The organism is Agrobacterium sp. GD03872, from assembly GCF_029840625.1.
GTDB lineage: Bacteria > Pseudomonadota > Alphaproteobacteria > Rhizobiales > Rhizobiaceae > Agrobacterium > Agrobacterium fabrum_A.
In genome coordinates this window covers 109,625-135,548 of the sequence record NZ_JAOCCY010000009.1, presented here as the reverse complement: position 1 = coordinate 135,548, position 25,924 = coordinate 109,625, and the positions used below count along the sequence as shown (strand labels likewise).

Below are 25,924 nucleotides of genomic sequence, written 5' to 3'. Positions count from 1 at the left end.
CTACGTCGTGGTAGAGGACGAATACGCGAAGGAAACCCAGAAGCAAACGCTTGAATTTATGTTTTGTGACGCTGTCAACCACAAACACTATTCATTTGCTCTCCCACAAAGCCCGCAGCAGGCGACGCGGGGACCGGTATTGTCCGGCGCTGACCTGGCAATGAAACCGACCCCACCTCTTCTGAAAGTCGGCGATGTGGTCGAACCCGGCATTGATGGCCTTGGCAGTGAGCGCCAAATCGTGACAGCATTTGGCGTTTGAAACCATCTGGGACCATGAACGCAATGACGGCAATCGAAAAACTGGCTGAAAGCTTTACGGCCGCGAGCCGCAAGGGGGAGAAATTTTCTCTGGCGGCGGTGCAGGCGAAGGGTCTCATTCCCGGCACCCTTGAAGAGGCCATGGCGGTGCAGCGGGCTTTTGCTGGCCATTCTGAAAAACCAGTCGCCGGCTGGAAGCTCGCGATCCGCCCGGATGGTGAGGCAATTGCAGCGCCCATGTTCGATTGCGTCCGGGTCGATGAAGCCAATGCAGCTTCTTTTCCCCATGGCGGCACCGAGGGTATCGAGGTCGAGATCTGCTTTACGCTTTCGGCGGATATTCCCGCTGCGGCAGCGGGGCCGCTGACAAGGGCCGACCTGATTGCTTATATCGACAGGGTCCATCTTGGCGCTGAACTTCTCCGCTACAGGCTGGTGGAGAAAAATCAGGTGCCGTTTCCGCTTTTTCTCGCGGATCGCCTCGCCAACCATGGTTTCGTCATCGGCCCGGAAGTGGATAAGGGCATCGTGGAAATCTTTGCCGGCAACGGCGGGAACCTGCCGCATCTCACCGTTACCGAGGGGCCGGAGCAACGCTTCGACGCCGCGGTAAAACACCCGAATGGCGACCCGCTCGCGCCGCTGATCGCCTTTGCAAATGCGGCGCTCAATACGGGCAATATGCTCAAGGCAGGCAACGTGGTGACGACCGGCAGCCTCTGCGGCGCTATATCCTCCACACTTGCCGACGAGACGCATATAAGACTGAAATCGGTCGGAGCTTTCACCTTGTCCGGTCCGAGATCGTAGACGCCCGGTCATCCGGGTCCCGCCGTTTTCGCGGATTGCAGTCTTCTTTGTCACCACCCACGCCGTCCTGCGGCCGAGGCCGTTCGGCGTTGCCGGAAACTTATGTCACCCGCCCATATTCGCCGAGAAAATCGAGCAACACCCTGATACGCGCCGGCAGCGGCCCGCGCTGGCCGACATAGACGGCATGAAACGCCTCTTTCTCACCCGCATCGAGATGATCGAGGACAGATACGAGCCGGCCGGCGGCGATATCCTCCCTCACCGTGAAAGCTGCAAGACGAACCAGCCCGACACCGGCAAGGGCAAGGCGGCGCAGGCCCTCACCATCGCTTACCTGCACGCGCCCGGTGGCTGGAATGACGACGGTCTTGCCGTCTGCCCGCAACGGCCATCCGTCAACGGCACGGGCATAACCAAACCCGAGCCTATTGTGCCCCTCGAGATCCATTAGGGTTTGCGGCATGCCGCAACGCTGCAGATATTGAGGGGCGGCGGCGATGATCATGCCCGTCTCACCGAGTTTTCGCGCCACCAGGCTTGAGCTTTTGAGCGGCCCGGCGCGCACCGCCACATCCATACGCTCCGCGAGAAGGTCGACCACCAGATCGGTCTGGACGATATCGAGCGTGATATCAGGATAAAGCGCCAGAAACCGCGGCAGGACAGGCGCAAGAATATGCGTTGCATAAGAGGCGCTGGTATTGATGCGCACGCGGCCGGCAGCCTGTTCGCCCTCACCGGCGGCGCGTTCGGCCTCTTCAAGATCAGCGAGGATGCGGGTGGCCCTTTCATAAAAGGCGCAGCCCTCCGGGGTTATCTGAAGCTGCCGGGTGGAACGGTTGAGCAGGCGCGCTCCCAACCGACTTTCCAGCCGGGCGATCAGCTTGCTCACCGCCGAAGGCGTCATGTTTGCCGCCGCGGCCGCGCGGGAAAAACCGCCGAGTTCGACGACCCGCACGAAGATTTCCATCTCCCCTGCCCGGTTGATCTCCAGTCGCGCCATGATGAGTTGATCTCACAAGTGATATTATTTTCAGCATTCTATTTCATTGAAGAGCAAGCGTCTATCTTCCTTCAGACAGCGACTGCCGAACATCGCAACCTTTCTCTGCCGGGCCACGACGGGACCGACAGGACACGGTGCAACCACCGCCTGGCCCGCAGGCGCTCCGAAGCAACAAAGGAAAGTCCTCATGGAATATCGCTATCTCGGCAAATCCGGCCTGAAAGTGCCGGTCCTGAGTTTCGGCACCGGAACCTTCGGCGGCTCCGGCCCGCTCTTCAGCAATTGGGGCACCTCGGATGCGACGGAAGCCCGGCGTCTGGTCGATATCTGTCTCGAAGCCGGCGTGACCCTGTTCGACACGGCCGATGTCTATTCCAACGGGGCATCGGAAGAGGTACTCGGCGAGGCGATCCGGGGACGACGCGACAGCGTCCTGATCTCAACCAAGACCAGCCTGCCGATAGGCGACGGGCCGAACGAGGCCGGATCATCCCGCTTCCGGTTGCTGCGGGCGGTGGATGACGCCCTGCGCCGCCTAAAGACCGACTATATCGACATCCTTCAGCTTCATGCTTTCGATGCCTTTACGCCGGTTGAGGAAGTGCTGTCGACACTCGATACGCTCGTCCGTTCCGGCAAGGTGCGATATACCGGCGTCTCGAATTTTTCCGGCTGGCAGATCATGAAATCGCTGGCGGTTGCCGATCGTTACGGCTGGCCGCGTTATGTGGTCAATCAGGTCTACTATTCCCTGATCGGCCGCGATTACGAATGGGATCTGATGCCGCTCGGTGCAGATCAGGGCCTCGGCGCCATGGTCTGGAGCCCGCTAGGCTGGGGGCGGTTGACCGGCAAGATCCGCCGCGGCACACCCTTGCCGGAAGGCAGCCGCCTGCACGAGACCGCAAGCTTCGGCCCGCCGGTCAATGATGAACATCTCTACCGCGTCATCGATGCGCTGGAGACCGTGGCGGAAGAAACGGGCAGGACCGTACCGCAGATCGCCCTCAACTGGCTGCTCAGGCGCCCCACCGTCTCCACCGTCATCATCGGCGCGCGCAATGAAGAACAGCTTCGCCAGAACCTCGATGCCGTGGGATGGGAGCTGACGCCCGCGCAGGTGGCGCGGCTGGACGAGGCGAGTGAGACGACCGCACCCTATCCGCACTTTCCCTACCAGCGGCAAGCGGGCTTTGCCCGGCTTGATCCGCCGGCCATATGACACTCGCCCGTTCATGGTGAGGCAATGGCGGAACGCCATGCAGGCGGTGAGTTCCGGCATATTGGTTCAAGAGCAAATCCGGAAAAGGCAGCCCTCGGGCTGCCTTCAGCATGTCAGATCGATGTCCGTGGCGAACCGCCCAGGGCATTATTACAGGAAACGGTAATGCAACCGAACGCAGCCTTTGTCGATCGCCGTGGCGCTGACCAGAGTTGGGCTTGCACGATGCCCGGTGAGCGGGAAAAGCGGTTGGCCGGAGCCAAGTATTTCCGGGATAAGATATATCTCGATCTCATCCAGCGCATCGCGCTCCATGAAGGCCATCTGCAACCGGCCGCCGCCCAGCATCCAGACATCGCCGTCATCGAGAGCACGCAATTCCCGGATCAACGAATCCACGTCGGTGCGGATCTCCAGCGGCCCCTTCGGCTGCTCGATCGGCCGCGAGGTGACGACGATCACACGCCGGTCGCCATAGGCCCAGGGCCACGGCTCGCTGGCAATGAAATCATAGGTCGCCCGCCCCATGACCACCGTCCTGATCCCCTTCAGGAACTGCCGATAATCATGCTCGCCCAGGTCCATGTCGTCATATTTATGGAGCCAGTCGAGCGAGCCGTCTCCCGACACGATCAACCCATCCAGACTGGCAGCAATATATCCGCGAATGATCGCCATCTCATTCTCCTTGATTTATAAACGAATATATGTTTATATATAAATATGCCAAGACACAAGCTTATTTCCGATGATGAGGCGCTGGACGCCCTGCTGCCGCTGATGTTGCAAACCGGGCCCGATGGCCTGACCTTCGCCGCGGCCGCAAAGGCTTGCGGCCTCTCTGCCGCAACGCTGGTGCAGCGTTACGGCAAGCGTGAAGACCTTGTCGAAGCCGTGCTTCTGCGCGCATGGGACGGACTTCAGTCCGCAACGGAGGCGGCCGACGCGAAGGAACCCGTGACACCGCAGGGCGCCATATCCCTGCTTCTGGGGTTGATGCCTTCTGAATCCGCAGAACAGAATGCGAGTGACGGATTGCTGCTGCTGCGGGAGGATATTCGCAATCCGGTCCTGCGAGCGAGAGGTGCGCTTTGGGGGCGCACGCTTGCCCATGCGCTCGGCCGCCGTGTTTCGGACGACGGGGAAAATGCCGAACGGCTTGGCTGGCAGATGGCCGCCATCTGGCAGGGAGCCCACACGTGGTGGGCATTCACCCGCGATGGCGACGCCGGTTCGGCGATCCGCAAAGCGCTGGAAGAATGGGTTGTCATAGCGAAACGCGCCGGGCGATAATCATAAATCACGCCTTTCCGGATTTTCGCGGGGTCTCCGCCCGAGACCCCCGCAACCTCGGCAGCCGGACGTGTTTCAGCCCATATGGCCTTCCGGCCGTCAGCTCGGCGCAGGCTCCCACAATTCCACGGGATTGCCTTCCGGGTCGTGAATCCGCGCGAAACGACCGACTTCGGAATCCCATTCTGCCCGGGTTTCGACCTTGACGCCGTTTGCGGTGAGATCCGCGATCAGACCGTCGAGATCGTCGACGCGGAAATTGATCATCCATTGCTGTTCGGCGCGGCCGAAATAATCACTATCCCTGGCGAAAGGCCCGAAGATCGTCATTCCGGCCTCCTGCCGCCATACGGACACGTGCAGATCGTCGATGCCGAGATGTTTCTGATACCATTCGGCCAGGCCGGCAGGATCCGCCGCCCTGAAGAACACCCCTCCAATTCCAACGGCTCTCGCCATGGGCTCTCCTCCCGCCTCGTGAGAATAGGCGCGGTGCTGCGCGCCCGTATCGGGAATATCAGGCAGAACCAACGGCGGCGCCAGCTCGAAGTTGCAGAGGCAAGCCCAGTATGGACCGGCAGGCCATAGCACCCCTGCTCGACCGGAAACGCCTTCTGTCGTCCCGTCGGACGGTGTCGCAGGGTACAGTAAAAAAGCCCTTGACCTCAATCATGGTTGAGGTTCTAGAGATAGTGTCACCTTGTTTTCACAAGGCTCTTTTCATGCTCTTGAGCGAACAGTTGACAAAGGATACCCCATGGCTTTCCAGCTTCCCGACCTCCCTTACGCCCATGATGCGCTCGCCCCCTCGGGCATGTCCGAGGAGACGCTGAAGTTTCATCATGATCTCCATCACAAGGCCTATGTCGATAATCTCAACAAGGCGATATCAGGCACCGAGTGGGAAAACAGAAGCCTTGAGGAGATCGTTCGGGGCACCTACGAGAAAGGTGCGGTGGCGCAGTCCGGCATCTTCAACAACGCCTCCCAGCACTGGAACCACAATCTCTTCTGGGAAATCATGGGGCCGCAAAGATTTGCCATCCCCAGAACGCTCGAAGATGCGCTGACGCAGTCCTTCGGCTCGGTGGCGCTGTTCAAGCAGAATTTCGCCCTCGCCGGCGCGTCGCAATTCGGCTCGGGCTGGGCGTGGCTGGTGGTGGATACCGATGGTTCGCTGAAGATCACCCGCACGGAAAACGGTGTCAATCCACTGTGCTTCGGGCAGAAGGCGCTGCTCGGCTGCGATGTCTGGGAACACAGCTATTACATCGATTTCCGCAACAAGCGCCCGGCTTATCTCGAAAATTTCATCGACAATCTGGTGAACTGGCAGGCGGTCGCCGCCCGCCTCTGATTTAAGTCCCACCGATCCGGTTGCTGCCGCTGCCCTGGGCGGCCGGCCGGGTCAGGCGCAGCCGGACAGCCGCCGTCCGGCTGCAACTCCATTCGAGCGTCTCAATGCCCTATGTCGTCACCGAAAACTGCATCGCCTGCAAATATATGGACTGCGTGGAAGTCTGTCCGGTGGAATGTTTTTACGAAGGCGAGAACATGCTCGTCATCCATCCCGATCAATGTATCGACTGCGGGATCTGCGAGGGCGAATGTCCCGCCGCGGCCATCCGGCCGGATACCGAAGCGGGGCTGCATGTCTGGCTAGACCTCAACCGCCATTATTCCGGCATCTGGCCAAGGGTGTACCAGAAAGGGAACCCGCCTGATAACGCCGACATCATGAATGGCGCTGCGGCCAAGATGTCCATTTTTTCGAAAAATCCGGGAGCGGGCGGTTAGCCCGGCACTGCATGTCTCATAATTTCAGGCTGATCGACGGCGGCGTGGTCAATCACGCGCATATTCCGCTGAAGGCGTGCGCGGCGCCGACGATCTCGCCGCGTGAATTCAAGGATTCAATGGCCGGGCTTGCCTTCACGGTAGCAGTGGCCACGGCCTCACACGCCGGAGAGCGGATCGGGCGGACGATCACATCCTTCATGCCCCTCAGCGCCGAGCCGCCGCTTCTGATGGTCTCCATCGACGCCAGCAGCCGCATGGTCGATCTCATCGCCGCGAGCCGACGCTTTTCGGTCGCCGCTCTGTCCTCGGAACAGGAGGAGATTGCCGATGTCTTTGCGGGAAAAGGAAATCATCCGGACCGGTTTTCCGTCGGCGACTGGGGCCTCTGGCCGTCAGGAAACCCGAAGCTCGCCCATGCGCTGCTGTCCATGGATTGCGAACTCGTCGGCTCCATCGATGCCGCGGACCACATGCTCTTCGTCGGCGCCATCATCGAAGCGACAGCGGATCGAAGGCGGAAAGCCCTGCTCTGGAGCGAACGCAGCTATACCGGCGTGGCCGAAGCCGGCTCAGCCATTTCCTCGTGAAATCGGCGGACAAGGCCTAGAGGAAAGCCGCCGGCCGCCGGCGTCTCTCATCATTGGCGCGGGCAAAGCTGCCCGGTGCAACCCCCATTCTCCTGCGGAAAGCGGTACTGAATGCGCTGGCGGATTCGTAGCCGATCTCATCCGCGATATGATCGAGCGACTTTACGCCGCGCATCAGCGCGTCCCTGGCAAGCGCCATCCGCCAGCGCGCCAGATATTCGATCGGCGCGCAGCCGAGCATTTCAGCAAAACGCGCGGCAAAGGCCGAGCGCGACATGCCGGCGATCCCGGCCAGTTCGGCCACCGTCCAGTTGGCGCGGATATTGGCATGCATGGCAGACAAGGCGCGGGCAAGGCCGGGCAAGCGCATTCCCTTCACCAGCCCCACCGGAATAGCCTCGCTGCCGGCGTCGGGACGACGCAGCACTTCGATCAAAAGAACCTCCAGCATGCGCCGGATGATGAGTTCCTTGCCCGCATCCTCACTGGCGCATTCCTCCGACAGCAATTCTATGAGGCGCGCCAGCCGCGATGCTCCGCTCTCGCCCGCCGGCACATGGATCAGCCCGGGCATCAGCGAAAGCAGAAGCGCGGCATTGACCCGCTCGAACATGAAGCTTCCCCCCAGCGCAACGAAATCCGGCTCTCCTTCCTGTTCACCATGCCGGACCGCCCGGTCTTGCGGCTCCACCGGAATACATTCGACATCGGTATCGCTGCAGAGCGAGAAAGCCGGCGTCGATGGCAGGAGCAGGAAATCACCGCACGCCAGCCGCTGGGGTTCGCGGCCCTCGAGCAGAACCCAGGCCGCGCCGGAAAGGACGATTGCAAAACCCGGAGCGTCATAAGCGCGATAACGCACGCCCCACCGGCCCCGCCCGGAAATCGGCTTGGACACGGCGGCGCTCGGGCGCAGGAGGTCGATAATATCGCTGAGTGGATCCATTCTCTGGACGATCAATAATAAATTTCGGCTTAATAAGCATATATCATCCAGATAACGTCGTCTATCTCCAATGGCATCGAACAATGGAGACTTATGATGACCAAGACCATCCTCATCACCGGCACCTCGTCTGGTTATGGCAAGGCGACCGCCGCGTTCTTTCTGTCCCGCGGCTGGAACGTCGTCGCGACCATGCGAAATCCGGATGCGAGCCGCTTCGGTGACGATACCGGACGTTTGCGCGTCCTTCCTCTCGATGTGACGGAAGAAAAGAGCATCGCGGCCCTGATCGATGCGGCAGGCCCGGTCGATGTGCTGGTAAACAATGCCGGCATCGGCATGGTCGGGGCTTTCGAAGCCACGCCCATGTCGGCAATCCGTACGATCTTCGACACCAACAGCTTCGGTGTGATGGCAATGACGCAGGCGATCATCCCGCAGATGCGGAAACGCCGGTCCGGCACGATCGTCAACGTCACCTCCAGCGCCACGCTCGCCTCCTTCCCGCTCGCCGCCGCCTACACCGCCAGCAAGCAGGCGATCCAGGGTTTTTCCGGTTCGCTTGCGCATGAGCTCGGTCATTTCGGCATCCGCGTGAAGCTGGTCGAACCGGGTTACGCACCGACGACCCGTTTCACCGCAAACGCCATCCTGCCGCTGGAGCAATTGCTGCCGGACGACTACATGGGCTTTGCAGCGCCAATCCTTGAAGGTTTCGCCACGCCAGCCATGACGACCACGCAAGATGATGTCGCCGAGACGGTCTGGAATGCCGTCCATGACGTATCCGGCCAGCTTCGTTTTCCGGCGGGCCCGGATGCCGTCGCGCTGGCTCGGGGAAACTGACGCGCTAGAACGTGGATAAACCGCAGATGCCGGGTGCTTCAGCAACACCCGGCATCGATGTTCTCGGCATCTCACGCAGTTTCCGCCGGTGCTTTCTCCGCAATTTCCGGCCACAGCCCCTTCGTCGCCGTCATCAGCGCCGGCGTGGCAGCGGCAACCCAGGGGATGCCGCTGCCGGGGCGCGTCCCGATGCGGACATCGAGACCCGCTTCCCTTGCGAGAACGACACCGCCGGCGATGTCCCACATGGTCGTCAGTTTCTGCAGATGGCCGTCGAAGATGCCGCGTGCGGCAAAGGCAAGGCCTATCGATGTCGAGCGGATGGATTCCACCACCCAGCCCGCATGCCGAAGCCCAACATTGAGAGTCGCCACTTCTTCCGCATCGGCGGCGGCGCTGTCGCCGAGCGACATGACCTGCACAGCCTCGAAGGGCACCTGGCGGGCAAGCGGCTTGCCGTTCAGCATCAGCCCGGTTCCATCCGCCGCCGCATAAATGTCCTTGAACATCGGCATGGCGACAACGCCGAGTTCCGGTCGGCCGCTCCGCACGAAACCGAGCGAGATGCCCCAGAGCGGCGAACCGCGCAGAAAATTGGCGGTGCCGTCGATGGGATCGATGATCCAGTAGGCGTCATCGGCAACGCCGCCCATTTCTTCGCCCAGCACGGTTTCGCCGGGAAAGGCGGCCGCCAGACGGTCCCGAACCAACCTTTCGACAGTGGTGTCGGCTTCCGAGACGAAATCCTGAAAACCCTTCATTCGGGTGGCGATGGCGTCGCGCGCCTCGAAAAAGCGAAGGGCAAGGCCCATCGCTTCCTCGATGATGGCGACAGCGCGGTCGAGCCGCTCGCTCATCGTTTCCACGCCCTGCCCGTCTCACCGGCGCCCGCCTTCAGCCAGCCCGTGAAGGCTTCGACTTCATCCGTCTGGATCGCACCGACGCCGGCCTCGGCAAGAGCACCCCACACGGTTTCGGGATTTGAAAGCGCCCGCGTATCGTTGAAATCAACGCAATGGGACACATCAAGCGTGTTGATCCACAGGCGGATATTCTGGCGCTCCATCTCGGCCCGGCCTTCGGTGAGATCGGCGATATCGGTAAATTTCACCTCGATCATCGGTGCGTTCAACGCCTCGATACGGCGCAGATCCTCGGCGAACTTGCCCTTCCGGACCGGGAACATCGGCATATGCGGGATCTTGCCGAACCAGTCAGTGTTCAGCACCTCGAAACGGCCCGCTTCAGGATCGATATCGGTCTTCACCAGCACCTGATCCTCGACGCCGAGGCGCAGCACGGTTTCCATGACCTGCGGCAGATCGCGGGTGAATTTGGTGTCGATATTGACGGTGATCCTGCCGCGCGCCTCTTCCAGCAGCTCCTCCAGCGTCGGCACGCATTCATCGGTCAACTCAGCGGCCTCGCCGCCTGCGCCGGCCTTCAGCTGCGCTGCGCGGACCACCTCGAAAGGCAGCGCGCTCACGGTTCCCTTGCCCGTCGTGGTGCGGTCGAGCGTTTCATCGTGAATGACGACCAGCCGGCCATCGGCCGTCGCCTGCGTGTCGATCTCGATCATCTCGACGCCGGCCGCGACCGCAGCGCGGACGGAGGCGAGCGAGTTTTCGGCGGTGGCGGTCCAGAAGCCGCGATGGGCGATGGTCAGGATGGCCGGATTGTCGCGCGAGCAGAGTGCAAGCACATTGCAGGGATTGGAGGTATTGCGGGAGGCAGCAAGGGTCTGGTGCATGATTTTCACTTTCGGACGTTGCAATTACCGGGTTTGACTGCCCGGATCAGATTTTCCCCATACCCGCCGCCATCAGGTCGTCGCGCAGGATGCGACCGGCGATGATGAAGACGATGAGTGCGGGAAGAAGCAGGATGAAGGAGACGATGGCGGCGAGCGGCAGCTGCATCGAATAGGGATCGAGATACATGTAAAGCTTGATCGGCAGGGTCTCGACGACAGGCGCGCCGACGATGAAGGACTTGTCGAATTCCTCGAAGCTGCCGATGAAGGACATCAGCCCGCCGGCGAGAAGGCCGGGCACGGCCAGCGGCAATATGATGTGAAAAACGATCCCGACCGTGCCCGCGCCGAGCGAGCGCGCGGCATGGATGAGGTCGTCGGGAATGGTCTCCAGCGCCGCCGTCATCAGCCGGATCATCAGCGGCAGGGTGCCGACGATCTGCACGAGGATGACCCCCGTCACCGAATAGGCGAGGCCGAACAGAAGGAACACCTGCCCGATGCCGACGGCGACGACAAGCCCGGGAATGATGATCGGCGCCAGAATGAAGATTTCCACCAGCCGTTTCAGCCGGAAGGGAAAACGCGCCATGGCCCAGGCGGTGGGTAGCGCTATGGCGGCCGTCAGGAAGGTGACGACGATGGCGATGAGGATGCTGTTGACCGCGGCGCGGATGAGGCTGCCATCGTTCAGGATGCTCGCCCAGCGCGCCGTGGTGTAATCCTTCGGCACGATGAGCGGCGGCGACCAGCCGTCGGCAATGCTCCAGAGGAACATGAGAGCCAACGGCACGGCGATGGCGAGCGTCAGCGCACCATAGAGCCCAATGGAAACGAAAATCCGGTCCTCCGGCGTAAAGCCGCGGCGGCGGGCAATGGTGGCGGGTTCGAGAATTATAGCGCTCATCATGCGTCTCCGCGGGTTTGGCCGGGGCCGATGCGGGATGTCAGGGAGTAATAAAGCAGCAGCACGGAGACCGCGAAGAGGCTCAGCACCATGCCCATGGCATAGACCTGGTTGAAACGTCCCTGGTTGAATTCCTTGACCATCAGCACCGAAAGCGGCCGGGCCGTCGGCGGACCGACGATGTCGGGAATGGCATAGGAGCCCATGGAACCGATGAAGGTCAGAAGAATGGCGGCAGTGATGCCCGGCATGGCGAGCGGCACCTCCACGAAGAAGAATGTCTTCAGCCGCGAAGCCCCAAGCGTGCGCGAGGCGTAACGTATATCCTCGGGAATGGCTGCAAAGGCGCTGGTGATGATCAGCGTCATGAAGGGTATCTGCTTCCAGACGCTGGCGAGAATGACGCCGACGCCCCAGTCGTCGCGTACGAGCTTGGGCAGTTCCAGCCCGAGCGGCGCGACCAGCCGGTCGAGAAAACCGCCCCTTTCGAAAACGACGATCACCATCAGGCCGACGATGATGCCCGGCACCGCCATCGGCAGCTTGTAAAGGCCGCTGAACAGTTTTCGACCGAGAAAGCTCTTGCGGATGAGAAGCGCCAGCGGCACCGAGGCCGCAAGCGAAACGATGACAGGCATGACGCCGTAATAGATGGAGGTGGTGAGACCACGGATCATCGACGCACGGGTGAAAATTCGCTCATAGAACATCAGCGTGAAGCTGCCATCCTCCTGCCTGAAGCTGCCGATCAGCGCCGACAGCAGCGGCCCGCCGAAGAAGACCAGAAGATACCCAACACCCGGCAAAAGCAGGAATAGAAGCTGGGCGCGTCTGTTTCGAAGGAGCCCGGCCATCATGCCGCCTCCCCCGCCATCCTGTCATCGAGAAGATGGACCGAGCCGGGAAACTGCAGGGCGACCCTTTGCCCGGCATCGATCAACGTTTCCGCGCCGGATTGGCTGACCCTTATCTGGCGACCACCGATCTCGACCGTATAGAGCGCATTGGCGCCCATGAAGGAAACGGCGGAAACCGTGCCCTCACCGGCCTGATCGGCGCGGATGTGGATGTTTTCCGGACGAACGGAAATCTGCACATTGCCGGTGGCTGCGCGGTCCAGCGTCACCAGCTGACCCCATGGCAATTCCGCCTGCTGGCCATCAGCGGAGACCGGCAAAAGATTGGTCTGGCCGAGGAAGCCGGCGGTAAAGGCGTGTTTCGGCGCGCGGTAAAGCTCGAGCGGCGTGCCGATCTCGACCACCCGGCCGGCATTCATGACGACGATCCGGTCCGACATCGCCATGGCCTCTGCCTGATCATGCGTCACATAAAGGCTGGTGGCGCCGATGCGGCGGTGAAGCTCGGTCAGTTCATGGCGCAGCGTATCACGGAGCTTGGCGTCGAGGTTGGAGAGCGGCTCGTCGAACAGAAGCAGGCTCGGCTGCATGACGATGGCGCGCGCCAGCGCCACACGCTGCTGCTGGCCGCCTGACAATTGCCGGGGCATGCGATCCACCAGACCGGTGAGATTGCAGATATCAAGCGCATGGGCGATGCGCCGCGCCCGCTCGTCCTTCGCGACCTTCTTCATCTTTAGCCCGAAGCCGAGATTTTTGGCGACCGACATATGCGGGAAAAGCGCATAGGACTGGAACACCATGGCGATGTCGCGCGCTTCCGGCGGCGCCTGATCGATGCGTTTGCCGCCAAGGTGGATCTCGCCGCCCGATGGCTGGCTGATGCCGGTAAGGATGCGCAAAAGCGTGGACTTGCCGCAACCGGAGGGCCCGAGAATGGTGACGAACTCACCCCGTTCCACGGTGATCGATACGGGATGAAGCGCCCGGCTCGCCCCGTAATCCTTGCTGATATTGCTGATCTCGAGTTCACTCATGACGAGCCTCCCTCATATTTTTGACCAAGGGTATCCGGACCGCGCAGCCACCTGCGGCCACACGATCCGGCAATCCCGACGGCGTTACTGGTTGAGGACTTTTTCATCGAGCGCTTCGGCAAGCGCTGTCGACATGTCCCAGAAAGCCGGCAGCGACAGGCGCGGATAGACGCTCTGCGGCAGCACATGTTCCTGCACGGCCGTCGGCATCAGATCATTGGTGACATCGGCGCGCGGAGAGCGGGAAGCCTTGTTTTCCAGCTTCCAGAGCTGGAACTCCTTGCTCATCGCCATGTCGATCAGAAGCAGCGCCGCGGCGACATTCTTGGCGTTGGCCGGCACGAACATGGCGTCGCCCGAGCCAACCTGCCCCTTCTCCAGAAGCGTGACACGGAAGCTGTCGGGCAATTGCTTGGTGCCGAGGAAGCTCATGACCTGATCTTCCCAGACCGTGCCCATGTGAAGCTGCTGGTTGTTGATGAGATTGAGCGTATCGGCATTGCCGTTGGTCAGTTCAGCCACCGCCAGAAGACGGCGATAATAGTCCCAGACCGGATCGAGGCACTCGGATTCCATGGCCCAGTCTTCGGCCTGCTGCAGCGTCTGGTTATAGTCGATGAGCTTTGCACGGCAGTCGCCGGTGAGATAGTTGAGCGCCACCGAATAGATGAAACCGCCGCCCGAGCCGCCCTTGGCCGGCAGGGTGACGCCGAGGCGCTTGGGGTTCTTTTCGGCCCAGGCCAGCAGGTCCTCGAAGCTCTTCGGCACATCCTCGGCCTTCACGAAGGCAGAGTCATAACCGATAGCCGTCTGGTTGAGATGCACCAGCGGGAAGCTGCCGCCATGCGGCTTGCCGAAAACGGTTTCGGCCATTTCCGGATTGTAATTGGCCATGTTCGGCAGGATTTTCGTCAGTGCAATATTGCCGACAACGCCCTTGGCGGACAGCAGCGGATAACTGCCGCCGCCGGCGAAATAGGCATCGACCGGCGAATCCTGCCCTGCCGCCTGAACCGCGATAAGCTGCTGGTTCGCCTGATCGCCCTTCACGTCGCTATAGGCGACCTTGATGCCGTATTTGGCTTCAAAACGGCTGATCAGCTCCTTCCAGGTATCGGCGAAACTGCCGGCGAAATTATACATCGTCACCGCACCCTCGGCTTTGGCGGCCGGAACGACGATGTCGTAGAAATTGTCGCGCGTGACCTTCGACAGATCGAAGTCGAGGTTTTTCATATTGCTGTCAGCCGATAGGCACGGCGCTGCCGTCGTCGCCAGCGCAAGCGCGGCGATCGCAAGAAATTTCATGCGCATTGAATGGTTCCTCCTGAGGACCCGTTGTTGACCGGCCCCTTATTAATACACTTTAAGTGTAATATTTGTGACAGTCCAGTGAAAAATGCTGTCGCAAACGGATGCCCCATGTTGCCGCCGCTCCGCGCAGCCGTTATCCAAGGCCATGACCACAGATCAGACGCCGCACCAGACCTTCGACCGCCAGCCGCTTGCCAGCGAAAACGAGCGGCTCATTCTGGATATCGTGCGTCGCCACGGCCCCATCGCCCGCGCATCGATCACCGGCCACACCAATCTCACGCAGCAATCCGTGCACCGGCTGATCGAAGGCCTGCTGGAGCGCGGGCTTCTGCGGACCGGCGCGCCGCTGAAGGGCACGCGCGGTCAGCCGAGCCCGACCATCGAGCTGGTGCCGGAGGCGGCCTATTCGCTCGGCATTTCCATCAACACCGACTCCGTGGTGATCTGCATCGCCGATTTCCGCTGCGACGTGATTGCCGAGGAAAAACTGAAGATGCTTCCGGAGGACCGGGAGGAGACGCTCGCCGCATTATCGCTGGCGCTCGCAAGGCTGCTCTCGGAACATGGCATCCCGCGCGAGCGCCTGCTCGGCCTCGGTTTTTCCATGTCCGGCTTCTTTGTATCTGAGGACCGCGCCTTCAATGCGCCGGAGCCCCTGCGCGACTGGTCGCTGATGGACCTGAAGCCGATCCTTGAGAAACGTTTCCGCCTGCCGGTCTGGCTGGAAAACAACGCCACCACCGGTGCAATCGGCGAAAGCCTTCGCGGTGTCGGCTCCTGGTGCCAGACCTTCGCTTATCTGTCCTTCAATTACGGTTTCGGCGGCGGCCTCATTCTGGGCGGCCAGCCGTTTCACGGTTTTCACGGCAATGCCGGCGAGTTCAGCGGCATATACAGCCCGGATGAATCGCCAAAGCGCCCGGCGCTGCAATATCTGATCACCACGCTGCAGAAGAACGGCGTCGACATCCACTCGATCGAACCGCTCTATCAGCAGTTCGACCCCGCATGGCCGGGCGTCGAGGAATGGCTTACCGAAACCATGCCGCAGGTGGACCGGCTGGTGGCGAGCCTGATCGCGGTCCTCGATCCGCAGGCCATCGTCTTCGGCGGGCAACTGCCGCGGGCGCTGGGCAAGATGATGATCGACCGCGTCCACATGCCGTCCCAGCGCGAACATCGTTATGGTGTCGGGCCGAAGGAGGCGAAGCTGGTTCTCAGCGAGACCCAGGGCGATCCCTCGGCCATCGGCGCGGCGCTGCTGCCGCTCAGGGTGCGCTATTTCCTGTAGTCTCGGACACTACAAACTTCAGCAAAGCAGCGATATGCCCGGCGACCTGCGCCGGGCATATCGCTGATCGCTGCTTTATTCCGCCCAAGCGGATGGTCGGCCGGTCACTTCTTGACCGCGACCGCCTCGTTGATCTTGGCGACATCGTCCTCCAGCACCTTGTAGGTCTGGTCGAGCGTCAACTCGCCGACGATGAGCTGGCTCATGCGCTGCACGATCTGCTGATACATGGCGCTGCCGCCCTTGGCGCGTTCGAAATCACGGGCGGCCTGCGGCACGTTCTTCTTGTTGTCGAGGAACACCTTCATCGCCGCCTTGGCGTCTTCGCTCTTCAGCTTGTATTGCGGATCGATGATCTCGGCGCCAGTCAGGATGACGTAGTTCTCGGCGATTTCCCGCTGCACCTTTTCGGAGCCGAGGAATTCGATGAAGTGAGCCACATCTTCCGGATATTTGGTGCGCTTGAAGCCGACAATGGCGGTGCCGCCGGGCATGGCGTAACATCCGGCCTCGCCGCAGGGCGCATTGATCGCCGTCCATTCGAAACTGTCGCCGATCTTGTTCTGGAACGGATTGACCATCCAGTTGCCGGCCAGATAGGTCACGACATTGCCGTTGACGAACTCGTCACCCATGTTCTTGTACTGCGAACCGCCGGCCGCACCCCACATTTCCTTGGGGAAGCTGCCATTCTGCGTCCATGAATAGATATCGGCGATGTATTTCTTGGCCGCATCGTCCGGAAAGCTGAACTTGCCGTCCTTCACATAGGTCGCGCCATAAGCAAAGGCGCCGCCGGAGAAGCGGTGGCCGGAACGGTCCATGGTGAAGGGAATCTGCACGCCGGTCGCCTTGGCGACACGGGCGGAAGCCTCAACGATCTCGCTGAATTTCGCGGTTGGGCCGGGCACGGGTTCACCCGCCTGCTCGAACAGGGTCTTGTTGACGAAGGGCAGGTTGAGCGTCTGCGACGCCATGTAACCGTTGATCGACTGCGGATCGTTGACATTCGGCAGGCGCAGCTGGTTGAGGCTGGAACCGTGCAGCTTCGCGAAGGCTTCCGCGTCTTTCATGTAGGGGCGCATGTCGAGATAATAGGGTGCAAGCTGCCAGTCGGTGATCTTGGCGATGTCAGGACCTTCGCCCACCGCCAGCTGCACCGGCAGCTGCTTGGAAACGGCGTCATAACCGGAAGACACGAAGTTGATCTTCACGCCCGGATTGGCCGCTTCGAACTCCTTGCTGAGGTCGGCCATGCGCTGCACGTAACCCTGGTCGTCATCCGTAAAAAGGAAAGTGATCGTGCGGGTCTCGGCCTGCGCGGCCGCAAGGCCGGCGACGGAGGCAATTACAAGGGCGCTGACGCCCGAAAACAATTTCATCATGCTCATCCTCCCAATGAAAATATTTTCACAAATCGAACGAAAGCTCCTCTGCTTAATTCGATTTATCCTGTTTTGCGGCTTGACAGAATAAACGTCAAGCTGTTTGTTTTGACTAAATCGCACAAATCGACGCAGAAAAGCGAAAATCGAATTGTGAAAATAATTTCATAAAGATCGAAGGGAGGCGATCCATTATGACGGATGAACCATTTGCGGCGAATGCCTCGCAGCCGACATATACCGTCGCAAACGGCGAAACGGTGACCGCCTGGATCGTCTCCGATCTGGTGGAGACGTCGTTTCCCGGCACCGCAGCCCCCGCCGAAGACCGCGTGAACTATCGCTTCATCAACGGTTTCGTGGATGTGGGCGACCTGCCCTGCCGCAAGGCCTTCCAGCAGACCATGATCGGCCGCGACGTCGCGCCAGAGACTGGCTTTGCGGTGTCACACCTCAACCTGCCGGGCTCCAACCGCCGTGTCGAATTCACCGGTTTCTGGCATGTTCCCACCCATGTGCAGCGCTGGCTGAAGGGCACCTTCCGCAGCGATGCGGCAAGACAGGCGCATTTTCGGCTGCGCACCTGCGGCGGCGTTCGCATCTGGGTCGGCGGCGTCGAACAGGTCTGTTTCGAACCCTTCATCCGCAATGTCGAAAGCAGCCGTGACATCACGCTCGATCTCGCGGCCGGCGACAACGAAGTGCTGCTGCTCTGCGAGGATCTGGCGGAACGCGACATCATCTGGTTCTTCGAGCTTGAGGTCGTCGACGCCGTGCCGCTGACCGTCGTGCTGCCCGTGCCGCTCAACCGGGAGGAGACGAAGCGTCTCGCCGCGCTGGTGCGCGATGTTCGCCCAGTGCGGGACGTGTTTTGCGGCACGGCCCTCGAACTGGTCTTCGGGGCAGCCCCTGCGAGCGACCTGCCCGTGCACATCGCGGTCAAAAGCCATGGGCATGAGCGCGCTGCGCTTGCGGAAGTGGATACCGTGCTGAAGGCCGGGCAATCCTCGCTGACGATCCCCGGAACGACAGGCATTTCGGACGGATATCACGGCGTCAAAATCACCATGGGTTCGGGAGCGGGAACGGTAACCCGCGTCATCGACGCTGCCTTCATGCATGATATCGCGCCGGAAGCCTCCAATGCCGATATCAACAGGCGGAAAAAAGCCGCCCTCTCCTTCAGCGCCCGCTTCGGCGCCTGGCGCATCGGCCGCGCGCTGGCGATGGTCGCCACCGGCAGCGATGACATCGAGACGATCGGCGGTATCGTCGATGCGACGCTGCATTCCATCGATCAGCGGGAAGACTGCTCCGATTTCGTCATGATCCCGCTTCTGTGGCTGGTGCGCGCCTATGGCGACCGCCTGCCGGCCGAAATGCGGGCGAGGATCGACGCCTCTATCCTCGCCTATCGCTACTGGGTGGACGAACCCGGCAACGATGTCATGTGGTTCTGGAGCGAAAACCACGTTCTCTGCTTCCACACCAGCCAGCTGCTCGCCGGACACTATCTGCCCGACGCAATCTTCACCGCCTCCGGCCGCACCGGCAGAGAACAGGCCGCGCTCGCCGCCGACCGGCTGGAGCGCTGGTTCGACAGCGTCGAGGCGCACGGGCTGGCCGAATGGAATTCGGCCGCCTATTATCCGGTGGATTTCATCGGCCTTCTCGCCATCGAACATTGGGCGGGACCGGAACTTGCCGCCCGCGCGCGCCACCAGATCGATCTCATCTTCGAAATGATCGCGCTGCACACGCTCGGCGGCGTTCCCTCCGGTTCGCAAGGGCGGGCTTATGACAAGGAGCTGCGCGCCGGGCCGCTGACGGAACTGGCGCCCTTTGCGCAGGTCGCCTTCGGTCAGGGCTGGCTGAACAATGGCGTTGCCTCGCTGCCGATGTTCTGCTGCGGCGATTACCTGCCCCCGGCGTATCTCGCCGCCCTTTCACAGCTGACAAGCGGCCGCATGGTCGAGGCGCGGTATGCGCAGGGGCTGGAGCCCGGAAAGCTCGTGCTGTTCAAGAACGAGGCCGCCCAGCTTTCCACCGTTGTCGATCACAAGACCGGCCGCAAGGGCCATCAGCAGCACGTCATGGACATCAAGCTTGCCGGCCATCCGATGGCGCGGCTCTGGGTCAACCATCCGGGCGAAGACGATCCGTGGGGCAGCCAGCGCCCCTCCTATTGGGCGGGAAGCGGCATCCTGCCGCGCGTGGCGCAACATCGCGATCTGGCGATGCTGATCTTCGATACGCAAGATCACCGCAACGACTGGACCCATGCCTATCTCGGCCGCGACGGGCTGGACGAGGTGCTGGTGGAGGGTAACTGGCTCATCACCCGCTCGGGCCGTGGCTTTGCCGCGCTTTATGCGACGAACGGGCTTCAGCCCATCACCGCAGGCGCCACCGCCAGTCGCGAAATCAGATCACCCGGCCGCCGCGCCGGCTGGGTCGGCATCATCGGCTGCGGGGATATCGCGGAGTTTGCCCGTTTTCGGGAAAAAATCCTCGCCACGCAGATCAGCTTCGACGCCGAAAACCGTCTGCTCTCGGTCACACCACCCGGCGGACCCGATGTCACCCTCACCTGGGACGGCGCATTCACCATCGGCGAGCAGGCAATGGCCTTCGACCATGACCAGCCGCAACCAAAAATCACCTTCGACAGTGCCGACCCCGCATCGGGCGGCGCGGCACAACCATTCTACTCCTAGAGCCTTTCCGCTTTTCTACGAAACGCGAAAACGCTCTAACTCTTTGTTTTAACGCATTGTCCGGACGTAAAAGCGATCCCCGCTTTTACTGGAAATGCTCCTAGCGGAATTGACAGATGAACCAGCCAAGCATGGAAAAAGACACTCTCAGGACGACGATCGACAATGTCGCCGCCGCCTTCAGCCGCCTCAAGGGCATTCAGGAAGGTCTGGTCAGCGGCAGTTCCGATGGCAAGATCCAGTTCGATGAGTGGGACTGGGAAGTGGGCGTCGGCCTTTACGGCTTCCTGCGCCGGGCGCTCGCCGCCAACGACCGGAAGGCGCTTGACGACCTCGTGACATGGTATGGCTGGCAGATCGAACGTGGCCTGCCGCCGCGCCAGATCAACAGTTCCGCGCCCATGCTGCCGCTTGTCATCCTGACGGAAAATGTCGACCGGCCGGATTTCCGGGCGCTGGTGGAAGACTGGGCCGACTGGCTGGTGCATCAATTGCCGAAAACCGAAGATGGCGGCTTCCAGCATGTCGTCAAGGAGCGGCTGAATGAGGGCGAATTATGGGACGACACGCTGTTCATGGCATGTCTGTTCCTCGCCCGCGCCGGCGTTGTCTGCAAACGTCAGGACTGGATCGACGAGGCGGTCTACCAGTTCATGGTCCATACGCGTTATCTCTCGGACCCCGTCACCGGGCTCTGGTATCACGGCTGGACCTTCAAAGGGCGCCATAATTTCGCTGACGCCTTCTGGGCGCGCGGCAACTCCTGGATCACCGTTGCCATTCCCGAGCTTTTCGAACTGGTGCCGACGCTTGGCGAAAAGGACAGGCGTTTCCTCGCCAATGTGCTGGCAAGCCAGGTGCGGTCGCTGCGCCAATATCAGCGCGAAGACGGCATGTTCCACACACTGCTCGATGACCCGACATCGCCGGTGGAAACATCAGCCACGGCCGGTATCGCCTATGGCATTCTGCGCGGCATCGAGGCCGGCATTCTCGGCGAAGAAAATCGCCCGCATGCGGAACGCGCGCTGAAGGCGGTGCTTGGCAATATCGACGATGAAGGCGTTGTTCACGGTGTCTCCGACGGCACGCCGATGGGCCACGATCTCGACTTCTACCGCCGCATTCCCAATCTGCCCACGCCCTACGGACAGGCGCTGACAATGCTGCTTCTGATCGACGTTTTTCTGAAAAGGCCAAAGGCATCGTGAGCATCATGAACATCAGTCAGGACATCACAGTCGCGGCAGGTGGCCTTGATGCCACGGCGGCCATCCAGCAGGCTATCGACACCGTGTCAGCCGCAGGCGGCGGGCGCGTGTCCCTCTCGGCCGGGCGTCATGTCAGCGCCGGCCTCCATCTCAAAAGCGGCGTGGAACTGCACCTTGCCGAAGATGCGGTGCTTGCTCCCGTTTCCGATTACGACGCCTATGTCCTGACGCGGGTTTCGGTGATTGCCGAAGATTCCGATCGCGGCATGATCATTGCCAGGGGCGCGCATGACATCGCCGTCACCGGCCCCGGCCGTATCGAGGCCGGCGGTGAAAACTTCATCGTTGGCGACGACAAGGCCATGGGCACCTATGTCCCGGCGAAAAAGCGCCCACGCGTGATGGTGCTGGAAAGCTGCCGCAACGTGCGCCTCGAAAACCTGTCTGTCAGCGGTTCGCCGATGTGGACGTTGCACATGGTCGATTGCGAAGACCTTCATTTCCGCAGTCTGCGCATCGAAAACGACCGCCGTCTGCCCAATACCGATGGCATTGTGCTCGATGCCTGCCGGCGCGCGCTGATCGAGGATTGCTTTATCTCGACTGCAGATGACGGCATCTGCCTGAAGACCAGCGCCGGGCCGGACGGCAAGGCGGTCGGTGTCTGCGATGGCATCACGGTTCGCCGCTGCATCGTTTCCAGCGTCAGCTGCGCCCTGAAGCTTGGCACGGAATCCTTCGGCGATTTCACCAATGTGGCGTTCGAGGATTGTAAAATCGTCGAGTCCAATCGCGGCATCGGCCTTTTCTCCCGCGATGGCGGCGCCATGCGCAATATCCGCTTTTCACGGATCGAGGCCCAGTGCCACGAAACGCCGGGCGGCTTCTGGGGCTCCGGCGAAGCTGTGACCGTCACCGTCGTCGACCGCCGCCCCGAGCGTCAGGCCGGCAGCGTCGATAATCTGGTCGTGGAATATCTGAGCGGCTCGATGGAAGGCGCGATCAACCTCGTCGCCACGTCGAAAGCCGGCATCCACAATGTCAGGCTGGAGCGCATCACGCTGGCACAGCAGCCCGGCACGCTCGGCACCGGTCTGCAATATGATCTGCGTCCCACCAATGCCGATATTGCCCCAAGCCCCGATGCGGCAGGCCGTGCCAACGCCTGGACGCGGGATGCCGAAGGCAGGATCGTCGGTCTGGAGGATTATCCCGGCGGAATGCCGGCGGTTTACCTTGCCGGCGTGGAAGGATTTGCGGCGCGCGATGTCGCCATTAAAAGAACGACGCCCTTGCCCAAGGGCTGGAACAGCCAAGAGATCGTCGCGACGACGAGCTTGCCCGAAGGGAGCAGGTGATGGGAAGTCTGAAACTCGAAAACCTCAACAAGGCGTTCGGCGCCGTTCATGTGCTGCATGACATCGATCTTCAGATCGAGAACGGCGAATTCGTCGTTTTCGTCGGCCCTTCGGGCTGCGGAAAGTCGACGCTGCTGCGCATCATCGCCGGCCTTGAGGATGCCACCTCCGGCACCATCGGCATTGGCGGGCGCGATGTCAGCGCGCTGTCTCCGGCCGAGCGCAAGATCGCCATGGTCTTCCAGTCCTACGCGCTTTATCCGCATATGAGCGTGCGCAAGAACCTTGCCTTCGGTCTGGAAAACCTGCGTTTCAAGCGGGCGGAAATCGAAAGCCGCATCAACGAGGCTGCGCGCATGCTGGCCATCGAGCCCTATCTGGACCGCAAGCCGAAACAGCTTTCCGGCGGCCAGCGCCAGCGTGTCGCCATCGGCCGCGCCATCGTGCGCGAACCTGACATCTTCCTGTTCGATGAGCCGCTTTCCAACCTCGATGCGGCGCTACGCGTGCAGACACGCGCCGAAATCACCCGCCTGCATCGCGATATCAAGACGACGATGATCTATGTCACCCACGATCAGGTGGAAGCCATGACCATGGCGGACAAGATCGTCGTGCTGCGCGCCGGGCGCATCGAGCAGGTGGGCAGCCCGCTCGAGCTTTTCGACAATCCGCGCAATCTCTTCGTCGCCGGTTTCCTCGGCTCGCCGCGCATGAACATGCTGAAGGGCACCATCACCAAGGGCAGCGACGGCGGCATCGCCATCGACGCCGGCTACGGTGTGTCCTTGCCCTGCCTCGTCGATCCGGCAGCCGTCAGCCCCGGGCAGGCGGTTCTCGCGGGCATCCGCCCCTCGCATTTCACCATCGCGGATCGAGGATTGCCCTTCGAGGTGCAGTATCATGAAAGCCTCGGCACCGAGACCTATCTCTACGGCAATCTCCAGGGCGAGAAGGAGCAGATCATCGTGCATCAGGCGGGCCATTTCGCCCCCCCTTCCGGCTCGGTGCTGAAGATCATGCCGGCGCGGGAAAAGGTGCATGTCTTCGATCCCGCCACCGAACTGGCGCTGCCGCGCCTCGACAGCGAAGGGAGGGGTTAGCATGGCCAATCCGACGCTTGCGAGACTGTCCGACCGTGCGCTCGATGCCGTGATGGCAATTGCCGAAGTGCCGCTCAACTTCATCGAGCGGCTGATCGGCAAAAGGCGCATGCCTTATATTTTCCTGATGCCGAACCTCGTTCTCTTCGGCATCTTCACCTTCCTGCCGATTGCCATTGCCGTCGGTTACGCCTTCACCGGCGGCACCGAACTTCTCATCACCGACCGCCCCTTCGTCGGGCTGGAAAACTTCGGCAAGCTGCTGGATTGCCAGAGCTACATGGACCCCGGAAGCTGCCGGGAATCGCTGTTCTGGACGGCGATCTGGAACACGCTGTGGTTCGTGGGCTTCAACGTCATCGCCACGCTGCTTGTCGCGCTCATCACCGCCCTCATCCTCAACCGGGCGATTGCCGCGCGCGGTTTCTTCCGCGCCATGTTCTTTTATCCGGTCCTGTTGTCGCCCGTCGTCATCGGCCTCATCTGGAAATGGTTCCTCGACCGCAACGGCCTGCTGAACGCCTTTTTCCAGATGCTCGGCGTGCCGCCGGAAATCTTCCTGCTGGACGTCGGCTGGTCGCGTTTCTTCGTCGTGGTGGTCTCGGTCTGGTTCCACATGGGCTTTTATACGCTGATCCTGCTCGCCGGCCTTCAGGCCATCCCGAAGGACCTCTATGAAGCCGCCGCCATCGACGCCGCCTCGCCCCGGCGCACCCTGCTGCGCATCACCCTGCCGCTGCTTGGGCCCAACCTGCTCGTCGTGCTCATCCTGCTTATGATCCGCTCGGTGCAAATCTTTGACGAAGCTTGGGTTCTGACCAATGGCGGCGGGCCGGGCACGGCCAATACATTCGTCGTGCAATATATCTACCAGATGGCCTTCGGCAGCGATCTGAGGCTGTTCGGCCTTGCATCCGCCGCATCGGTTCTGATGGGCCTTGTGCTTCTCGCACTGACGCTGGTGCAATTGCGCCTTGGCAAAAAGATGGAGTCCTGACCATGTCCAACGCCGTCTCCTTTCTCACGCGCACCCGCCGCCCCGGCCGGATCGGCCTTACCGATATCCTGTCCTGGGTCTGGCTCATCGGTGGCACGCTCGCCGTCCTCATCCCGGTCGTCTGGGCCGCCATGTCATCGCTGAAACCGGAGGCCGAAATCACCCGGTTTCCGCCGAGCCTTCTGCCGCGCGCCGCCGTGCAGGTGGAAGTGCAGGGTTACGACAAACCTCTCAGCCTATGGAAAGCCCCCATCGACGGCATGGAGCGGGAAATGGCCATGGTCCGCCGCATCGGCCTTAAAGCCCAGATGGTCGACCCGGCCAATCCCGGCCCGCCGGTCAGCGTCGACACGCGGGAAATCACGCCCGTCCAGAAACTGACCGTCGCGACGGAGAATTTCACAGATCCACTGACCCGCTTCAGCTTTCTGACCTTCCTCAAGAACTCGGTCTTCGTCACCTTCGTCGCAACCGTCCTGACGCTGATCGTCAACGCCATGGCCGCCTTTGCCCTCTCCAAATACCGCTTCCGCGGAGAAAAGGCGATCTTCGTGCTGATCATCTCCACCCTGATGATCCCGCTCACCGTCGTCATGGTGCCGGCCTATCTCGTCATCGTCGGCGTCGGTCTCGTCGACAATCTCTGGGGCGTCATCATCCCGACGGTCGCGACGCCGACCGGCGTGTTCCTGCTCCGGCAATATATGCTGACCATCCCCGACGAGCTGATCGAGGCGGCCCGCGTCGATGCGGCAAGCGAATTCCGTATCTTCTGGCGTATCATCCTGCCGTTGACGGCCCCGGCGCTTGCGGTTCTCGCCATCTTCTCGGTACTCTGGCGCTGGAACGACTTCCTCTGGCCGCTGATCGTTCTCAGCAGCCGTGAAAACTTCACGCTGCAGGTGGGGCTGAACGCCTTCCAGGGCGAATTCTCGGTGCAATGGCACTATATCCTCGCCATGACCTTCCTCAGCCTGGCGCCTGTCACCGTCGTATTCCTGTTCCTGCAGCGTTACATCACGACAGGCATTGCCGGCACGGGAATGAAATAAGGAGAGTAGAGCGTTGCGGTGAGATAGCAGGCCGTCACGATTGGAATGTTACAGCCCCTCCACCCGTCATCCCGGCCTTGAGCCGGGATCCAGCCGTCGCGCGTCTGCGCGGCGAAAGGACTCTTTTCAGCCCAAGGACTTGGGCTGCCTGGATTCCGGCTCAAG

25 protein-coding genes and 1 pseudogene are annotated in these 25,924 nt (G+C 61.4%); 15 read left to right on the top strand and 11 right to left on the bottom strand.

Annotated features, from left to right (window positions below):
- Both N5D22_RS19080 and N5D22_RS19075 read left to right on the top strand, forming a co-directional pair.
- Positions 1-262: pseudogene (locus N5D22_RS19080) on the top strand (hypothetical protein); the annotation flags it as partial.
- Between the two features lie 23 nt (positions 263-285).
- Entirely contained in the window at positions 286-1,071 is a 786-nt protein-coding gene (locus tag N5D22_RS19075; RefSeq protein ID WP_279658236.1) for a 2-keto-4-pentenoate hydratase, read from the top strand.
- Positions 1,072-1,171: 100 nt separating this feature from the next.
- On the opposite strand, the gene N5D22_RS19070 is transcribed toward N5D22_RS19075, so the two are convergent.
- Positions 1,172-2,077, bottom strand: coding sequence for a LysR family transcriptional regulator (locus N5D22_RS19070; RefSeq protein WP_279658237.1), 906 nt, complete (start codon positions 2,075-2,077; stop codon positions 1,172-1,174).
- A gap of 190 nt (positions 2,078-2,267) precedes the next feature.
- Between N5D22_RS19070 and N5D22_RS19065 the strand changes: the two genes are divergently transcribed.
- Positions 2,268-3,302, top strand: a complete 1,035-nt coding sequence (locus N5D22_RS19065) for an aldo/keto reductase (protein WP_279658238.1) — start codon at positions 2,268-2,270, stop codon at positions 3,300-3,302.
- 150 nt (positions 3,303-3,452) lie between these two features.
- On the opposite strand, the gene N5D22_RS19060 is transcribed toward N5D22_RS19065, so the two are convergent.
- Entirely contained in the window at positions 3,453-3,980 is a 528-nt protein-coding gene (locus N5D22_RS19060; RefSeq protein ID WP_279658239.1) for a dihydrofolate reductase family protein, read from the bottom strand.
- Between the two features lie 45 nt (positions 3,981-4,025).
- Between N5D22_RS19060 and N5D22_RS19055 the strand changes: the two genes are divergently transcribed.
- Positions 4,026-4,595 (top strand): TetR/AcrR family transcriptional regulator, encoded by a 570-nt coding sequence (locus tag N5D22_RS19055; protein ID WP_279658240.1) that lies wholly within the window; start codon positions 4,026-4,028, stop codon positions 4,593-4,595.
- A 99-nt stretch (positions 4,596-4,694) separates the two neighbouring features.
- Here N5D22_RS19055 and N5D22_RS19050 read toward each other — a convergent pair whose 3' ends face one another.
- On the bottom strand, positions 4,695-5,054 hold the full coding sequence (locus N5D22_RS19050; RefSeq protein ID WP_279658241.1) for a VOC family protein: 360 nt from the start codon (positions 5,052-5,054) through the stop codon (positions 4,695-4,697).
- A 298-nt stretch (positions 5,055-5,352) separates the two neighbouring features.
- Here N5D22_RS19050 and N5D22_RS19045 point away from each other — a divergent pair, with 298 nt between their 5' ends.
- The 3 genes from N5D22_RS19045 to N5D22_RS19035 all read left to right on the top strand — a co-directional run bounded on the left by N5D22_RS19045 (position 5,353) and on the right by N5D22_RS19035 (position 6,982).
- The gene (locus tag N5D22_RS19045; RefSeq protein WP_279658242.1) at positions 5,353-5,952 is read left to right on the top strand and encodes a superoxide dismutase; all 600 of its coding nucleotides are present in this window, start codon (positions 5,353-5,355) and stop codon (positions 5,950-5,952) included.
- Between the two features lie 104 nt (positions 5,953-6,056).
- Entirely contained in the window at positions 6,057-6,392 is a 336-nt protein-coding gene (fdxA, locus tag N5D22_RS19040; protein ID WP_003499322.1) for a ferredoxin FdxA, read from the top strand.
- A gap of 11 nt (positions 6,393-6,403) precedes the next feature.
- Positions 6,404-6,982: a flavin reductase family protein gene (locus N5D22_RS19035; protein ID WP_279658243.1), complete on the top strand. Its 579-nt coding sequence runs from the start codon at positions 6,404-6,406 to the stop codon at positions 6,980-6,982.
- Between the two features lie 16 nt (positions 6,983-6,998).
- Here the strand turns inward: N5D22_RS19035 and N5D22_RS19030 are convergent, their stop codons facing one another.
- Positions 6,999-7,928 carry an AraC family transcriptional regulator gene (locus tag N5D22_RS19030; protein ID WP_279658244.1) on the bottom strand — a complete coding sequence of 310 codons (930 nt, stop codon included), beginning with the start codon at positions 7,926-7,928 and terminating at the stop codon, positions 6,999-7,001.
- A 96-nt stretch (positions 7,929-8,024) separates the two neighbouring features.
- On the opposite strand from N5D22_RS19030, the gene N5D22_RS19025 reads away from it, so the two are divergent.
- Positions 8,025-8,774 (top strand): SDR family oxidoreductase, encoded by a 750-nt coding sequence (locus tag N5D22_RS19025; protein WP_279658245.1) that lies wholly within the window; start codon positions 8,025-8,027, stop codon positions 8,772-8,774.
- Between the two features lie 71 nt (positions 8,775-8,845).
- Here N5D22_RS19025 and N5D22_RS19020 read toward each other — a convergent pair whose 3' ends face one another.
- The 6 genes from N5D22_RS19020 to N5D22_RS18995 form a co-directional block, all read right to left on the bottom strand.
- Positions 8,846-9,631 carry an inositol monophosphatase family protein gene (locus N5D22_RS19020; protein WP_279658246.1) on the bottom strand — a complete coding sequence of 262 codons (786 nt, stop codon included), beginning with the start codon at positions 9,629-9,631 and terminating at the stop codon, positions 8,846-8,848.
- A complete protein-coding gene (locus N5D22_RS19015; RefSeq protein ID WP_279658247.1) occupies positions 9,628-10,524 on the bottom strand; it encodes a glycerophosphodiester phosphodiesterase family protein in 897 nt (298 codons plus the stop codon). The genes N5D22_RS19020 and N5D22_RS19015 overlap by 4 nt, the downstream gene beginning before the upstream one ends.
- A gap of 46 nt (positions 10,525-10,570) precedes the next feature.
- Positions 10,571-11,434: an ABC transporter permease gene (locus tag N5D22_RS19010; protein ID WP_279658248.1), complete on the bottom strand. Its 864-nt coding sequence runs from the start codon at positions 11,432-11,434 to the stop codon at positions 10,571-10,573.
- A complete protein-coding gene (locus N5D22_RS19005; RefSeq protein ID WP_279658301.1) occupies positions 11,434-12,288 on the bottom strand; it encodes an ABC transporter permease in 855 nt (284 codons plus the stop codon). Before N5D22_RS19005 ends, N5D22_RS19010 begins: the two co-directional genes overlap by 1 nt.
- Positions 12,288-13,328 carry an ABC transporter ATP-binding protein gene (locus tag N5D22_RS19000; RefSeq protein WP_279658249.1) on the bottom strand — a complete coding sequence of 347 codons (1,041 nt, stop codon included), beginning with the start codon at positions 13,326-13,328 and terminating at the stop codon, positions 12,288-12,290. Before N5D22_RS19000 ends, N5D22_RS19005 begins: the two co-directional genes overlap by 1 nt.
- Positions 13,329-13,412: 84 nt before the next feature.
- Positions 13,413-14,642, bottom strand: coding sequence for an extracellular solute-binding protein (locus tag N5D22_RS18995; protein WP_279658250.1), 1,230 nt, complete (start codon positions 14,640-14,642; stop codon positions 13,413-13,415).
- Positions 14,643-14,787: 145 nt separating this feature from the next.
- On the opposite strand from N5D22_RS18995, the gene N5D22_RS18990 reads away from it, so the two are divergent.
- The gene (locus tag N5D22_RS18990; RefSeq protein ID WP_279658251.1) at positions 14,788-15,936 is read left to right on the top strand and encodes an ROK family protein; all 1,149 of its coding nucleotides are present in this window, start codon (positions 14,788-14,790) and stop codon (positions 15,934-15,936) included.
- A 104-nt stretch (positions 15,937-16,040) separates the two neighbouring features.
- On the opposite strand, the gene N5D22_RS18985 is transcribed toward N5D22_RS18990, so the two are convergent.
- Positions 16,041-17,321 carry an ABC transporter substrate-binding protein gene (locus N5D22_RS18985; RefSeq protein ID WP_279658252.1) on the bottom strand — a complete coding sequence of 427 codons (1,281 nt, stop codon included), beginning with the start codon at positions 17,319-17,321 and terminating at the stop codon, positions 16,041-16,043.
- Between the two features lie 194 nt (positions 17,322-17,515).
- On the opposite strand from N5D22_RS18985, the gene N5D22_RS18980 reads away from it, so the two are divergent.
- From N5D22_RS18980 to N5D22_RS18955, 6 genes are all read left to right on the top strand, one after another.
- Positions 17,516-20,038 (top strand): hypothetical protein, encoded by a 2,523-nt coding sequence (locus tag N5D22_RS18980; RefSeq protein WP_279658253.1) that lies wholly within the window; start codon positions 17,516-17,518, stop codon positions 20,036-20,038.
- Positions 20,039-20,154: 116 nt separating this feature from the next.
- The gene (locus N5D22_RS18975; protein WP_279658254.1) at positions 20,155-21,249 is read left to right on the top strand and encodes a glycoside hydrolase family 105 protein; all 1,095 of its coding nucleotides are present in this window, start codon (positions 20,155-20,157) and stop codon (positions 21,247-21,249) included.
- Between the two features lie 5 nt (positions 21,250-21,254).
- Positions 21,255-22,607, top strand: coding sequence for a glycoside hydrolase family 28 protein (locus N5D22_RS18970; protein WP_279658255.1), 1,353 nt, complete (start codon positions 21,255-21,257; stop codon positions 22,605-22,607).
- On the top strand, positions 22,607-23,710 hold the full coding sequence (ugpC, locus tag N5D22_RS18965) for a sn-glycerol-3-phosphate ABC transporter ATP-binding protein UgpC (protein WP_279658256.1): 1,104 nt from the start codon (positions 22,607-22,609) through the stop codon (positions 23,708-23,710). The genes N5D22_RS18970 and ugpC overlap by 1 nt, the downstream gene beginning before the upstream one ends.
- Position 23,711: 1 nt before the next feature.
- The gene (locus N5D22_RS18960) at positions 23,712-24,707 is read left to right on the top strand and encodes a sugar ABC transporter permease (RefSeq protein WP_034498130.1); all 996 of its coding nucleotides are present in this window, start codon (positions 23,712-23,714) and stop codon (positions 24,705-24,707) included.
- 2 nt (positions 24,708-24,709) lie between these two features.
- A complete protein-coding gene (locus tag N5D22_RS18955) occupies positions 24,710-25,759 on the top strand; it encodes a carbohydrate ABC transporter permease (protein WP_137412009.1) in 1,050 nt (349 codons plus the stop codon).
- Positions 25,760-25,924: the final 165 nt, after the last annotated feature.

What these genes read in the sequence shown, in the direction of transcription:
- fdxA (WP_003499322.1), top strand. Translation starts at nt 6,057, where the DNA reads ATGCCCTATGTCGTCACCGAAAACTGCATCGCCTGCAAATATATGGAC.
- N5D22_RS19035 (WP_279658243.1), top strand. Translation starts at nt 6,404, where the DNA reads ATGTCTCATAATTTCAGGCTGATCGACGGCGGCGTGGTCAATCACGCG.
- N5D22_RS18975 (WP_279658254.1), top strand. Translation starts at nt 20,155, where the DNA reads ATGAACCAGCCAAGCATGGAAAAAGACACTCTCAGGACGACGATCGAC.
- N5D22_RS18960 (WP_034498130.1), top strand. Translation starts at nt 23,712, where the DNA reads ATGGCCAATCCGACGCTTGCGAGACTGTCCGACCGTGCGCTCGATGCC.
- N5D22_RS19025 (WP_279658245.1), top strand. Translation starts at nt 8,025, where the DNA reads ATGACCAAGACCATCCTCATCACCGGCACCTCGTCTGGTTATGGCAAG.
- N5D22_RS19060 (WP_279658239.1), bottom strand. Translation starts at nt 3,980, where the DNA reads ATGGCGATCATTCGCGGATATATTGCTGCCAGTCTGGATGGGTTGATC.
- N5D22_RS19050 (WP_279658241.1), bottom strand. Translation starts at nt 5,054, where the DNA reads ATGGCGAGAGCCGTTGGAATTGGAGGGGTGTTCTTCAGGGCGGCGGAT.
- N5D22_RS19055 (WP_279658240.1), top strand. Translation starts at nt 4,026, where the DNA reads ATGCCAAGACACAAGCTTATTTCCGATGATGAGGCGCTGGACGCCCTG.
- N5D22_RS18990 (WP_279658251.1), top strand. Translation starts at nt 14,788, where the DNA reads ATGACCACAGATCAGACGCCGCACCAGACCTTCGACCGCCAGCCGCTT.
- N5D22_RS19000 (WP_279658249.1), bottom strand. Translation starts at nt 13,328, where the DNA reads ATGAGTGAACTCGAGATCAGCAATATCAGCAAGGATTACGGGGCGAGC.
- N5D22_RS19015 (WP_279658247.1), bottom strand. Translation starts at nt 10,524, where the DNA reads ATGCACCAGACCCTTGCTGCCTCCCGCAATACCTCCAATCCCTGCAAT.
- N5D22_RS19075 (WP_279658236.1), top strand. Translation starts at nt 286, where the DNA reads ATGACGGCAATCGAAAAACTGGCTGAAAGCTTTACGGCCGCGAGCCGC.
- N5D22_RS18980 (WP_279658253.1), top strand. Translation starts at nt 17,516, where the DNA reads ATGACGGATGAACCATTTGCGGCGAATGCCTCGCAGCCGACATATACC.
- N5D22_RS19030 (WP_279658244.1), bottom strand. Translation starts at nt 7,928, where the DNA reads ATGGATCCACTCAGCGATATTATCGACCTCCTGCGCCCGAGCGCCGCC.
- N5D22_RS19045 (WP_279658242.1), top strand. Translation starts at nt 5,353, where the DNA reads ATGGCTTTCCAGCTTCCCGACCTCCCTTACGCCCATGATGCGCTCGCC.
- N5D22_RS19010 (WP_279658248.1), bottom strand. Translation starts at nt 11,434, where the DNA reads ATGAGCGCTATAATTCTCGAACCCGCCACCATTGCCCGCCGCCGCGGC.
- N5D22_RS19005 (WP_279658301.1), bottom strand. Translation starts at nt 12,288, where the DNA reads ATGGCCGGGCTCCTTCGAAACAGACGCGCCCAGCTTCTATTCCTGCTT.
- N5D22_RS18985 (WP_279658252.1), bottom strand. Translation starts at nt 17,321, where the DNA reads ATGATGAAATTGTTTTCGGGCGTCAGCGCCCTTGTAATTGCCTCCGTC.
- ugpC (WP_279658256.1), top strand. Translation starts at nt 22,607, where the DNA reads ATGGGAAGTCTGAAACTCGAAAACCTCAACAAGGCGTTCGGCGCCGTT.
- N5D22_RS19020 (WP_279658246.1), bottom strand. Translation starts at nt 9,631, where the DNA reads ATGAGCGAGCGGCTCGACCGCGCTGTCGCCATCATCGAGGAAGCGATG.
- N5D22_RS18955 (WP_137412009.1), top strand. Translation starts at nt 24,710, where the DNA reads ATGTCCAACGCCGTCTCCTTTCTCACGCGCACCCGCCGCCCCGGCCGG.
- N5D22_RS18970 (WP_279658255.1), top strand. Translation starts at nt 21,255, where the DNA reads ATGAACATCAGTCAGGACATCACAGTCGCGGCAGGTGGCCTTGATGCC.
- N5D22_RS19070 (WP_279658237.1), bottom strand. Translation starts at nt 2,077, where the DNA reads ATGGCGCGACTGGAGATCAACCGGGCAGGGGAGATGGAAATCTTCGTG.
- N5D22_RS19065 (WP_279658238.1), top strand. Translation starts at nt 2,268, where the DNA reads ATGGAATATCGCTATCTCGGCAAATCCGGCCTGAAAGTGCCGGTCCTG.
- N5D22_RS18995 (WP_279658250.1), bottom strand. Translation starts at nt 14,642, where the DNA reads ATGCGCATGAAATTTCTTGCGATCGCCGCGCTTGCGCTGGCGACGACG.